Annotated in this window: 2 protein-coding genes; both read right to left on the reverse strand. The window is 33.9% G+C overall.

The window, feature by feature from the left end; all coding sequences use genetic code 11:
• Positions 1 to 246: 246 nt before the first annotated feature.
• Entirely contained in the window at positions 247 to 1,218 is a 972-nt protein-coding gene (locus tag H4K33_RS16185) for an IS30 family transposase (RefSeq protein ID WP_182650840.1), read from the reverse strand.
• Positions 1,219 to 1,312: 94 nt separating this feature from the next.
• Positions 1,313 to 1,861: a hypothetical protein gene (locus tag H4K33_RS16190; RefSeq protein ID WP_180906897.1), complete on the reverse strand. Its 549-nt coding sequence runs from the start codon at positions 1,859 to 1,861 to the stop codon at positions 1,313 to 1,315.
• Between the last annotated feature and the right edge of the window lie 661 nt (positions 1,862 to 2,522).

Here is a 2,522-nt window from a genome sequence, read left to right on the forward strand (position 1 = left end):
AATGCATCACATAAAAAATACATCCTTGATGGTAGAATGTACCACAAGAACTTGAATTCGTATTTCTAATTATATTATTTACTGCCGCATAGTGTGACAAAGGTAGAAAATAAATTTTAAAATCAACGCTAAATTCAAGTTGTAAATGCAACTTTAGTTATTTTTAATTTTTAATTTCATAAAGTATGTTTGGCGAAAAAATCGAGGATAACTTTTTTGAGCTCGAAGGGTCGGCTCCAAAAGTTATCACCCGCTTTTTACGAGTGTATTCCAGACTCTGGAAACAATCTGATTTGGTGATAAATAACCAAATCTTTTTCTTGGTCTGTTGTTTAATTGTTGTTCCACATATTTTACATAATCATGTGTAACATAGTCAAAATCAACCTTTTTAGGAATATATTGTCTAACCAGACGATTATAGTTTTCATTTGACCCTCTTTGCCAGCTTGCAAAAGGTTTGGCAAAGAAGAAGTCGATATTTAATTCCGTGGCTATCATTTGATGAGAAGAAAATTCCTTTCCATTATCAGATGTAATTGTGTGAAGATATGGTTTCCAATCTTTTAAACAATCAATCGTAGCCACAGCAAGTTGTTCTGCATCTTTGCCTGTCAACTTACAGAGTTTAGCCAAACCTGTTGCTCTGTCATTGATGGTTAATATGGCGTTTTTGTGATTCTTGCCTATAATCAGGTCTATTTCCAAATCACCAAAACGCTCACGCTGTTCAACTTCAGGCGGTCTTAGAGATATATCTGTACGATTGGGGATTGTTCCCCGCTTGTCGTAAATCACACTTCGCTTTTTGTAGCGACGTCCACGGTTTCTCAGGTCAAGATATAGCGTCCCTTTTTTACGCTTATCTTGCCAAATAAACTGATAAATACGTTCGTGTGATACACAGTTATCTCCATTTGTTTTGGCAACACCTGCAATTTGTTCCGGACTGTATTTGAGACGCAATTTATCTCGTACATAAGCCTCAACCTCAGGTGTGAAGGTTCTCGCTTTAGCTTTGTATGCCTGACGCTTCAGGTATTTACGATGCGCTAAATCATCTTTGTATTCGCCAGATCGGGCATCTGCATTACGGCGGATTTCACGACTGACAACTGATTTATCTTTATTTATTACACGGGCAATCTCACATTGTGGATACCCACTTTGCAACATTGTGCAAATAGTATATCTTTGTTCTCTGGTTAAATGACTCATAAATGTCAACTTTGGTCGGTAGACAATATAGTTCATTTTTTCCATCAGGGCAAGGGGGAGTTATTCCTCCTGGCTCTGAAAAAAACAAACTTTCCTATTTTGTCTGCAAAGTTGCATTTACAACTTGAATTTTCATGTCAATTTCTTTTATTTTTCTGAAAAGTTTATTTCCAATTCTAAAGTACTCATAGTTGTTGTTAAAATAGAAAAATACTTTATATCTTCCTCTATAACTATAAACACTTTCGATTGGCAGAGTCATAACAATCTGATTACTGTTTTTTGCAACATTATAGCCAACAATGTGAAATATTGCTTCAGCTGTAATTCCAAAACTTGAATAAGAAATCATTGAAGCCATAATAATCAATAAAACATATGTAAACACTCTGTCTATAATTGACTTAAAACCTTTGTGAAGTCTTTTTAAAAAGTTAAGTCTGAGTAATGTTATAATAACAATTCCTATAATAAAAGGTATCCACTCTACAAATAAATTGTATTTAAAACTTTGTCCAATTGTCAGTGGTTTAAGAAAAAAGTAATAAATGACAGCATATGTAAGAAACCCTACAAATAATTTATATACAATATTTTCTTCTTGACTATGTTTGATTTTTATTGAGCTCAAAAACTTAAGCATATATTTTTCTAATTTTCATGTTCGCAATACTTAGTGTTCTAATCTTGAGTCTTGTAAAAATAGTTTTACCATTTATAATTGTTTTCACTCGTAAAAAAGAGATAAATTAAGTTCCTACTAATTCTCAACCACAATGTCCCGCTTTTGCTCGTTATTTGTCAATGTAATGAAGTGAAAAGTCAAAAATACTTCCTTTATAGTCTGCGAGGAATTGTCCGCCCGAAAAAGCTGACAGAAGTAAAAAGTCTGTCAAACCCGAACTGTCTGTCTATGTCGAAAAAACGGACAGTTCGTCAAAGACTTTTCAGTGAATAAATCTCTGTCTTTTCTTTTTTTACACTGACGCATAACGGGAAACGCATTGGCGAAGTGGCGGATAAATTGAACCGAAAGTTCAATTTAGCAGTAACGTAGCCGATGTGTTTCCACAGAAGCTAAATTATTAAAAAAAAGCTGAATGTGGAACACATTCGGCGGAATAAAAAGCACAAAAGTTGAATTTTGTACTTAACCCGCCATTTTGCCAATGCGATGTTGAACTAAACCTTCGGTAGCTTTTCCGTTAGAAGTCATATATTTAGGATATTAAAAAAATAAAATTATGGTAACTAAAAAAAATCTCCGGAGGAATTAAGAGCGAACAAATATTTGAATCGCGCTT

This window comes from Myroides sp. WP-1 (assembly GCF_014145635.1).
Lineage (GTDB): Bacteria > Bacteroidota > Bacteroidia > Flavobacteriales > Flavobacteriaceae > Flavobacterium.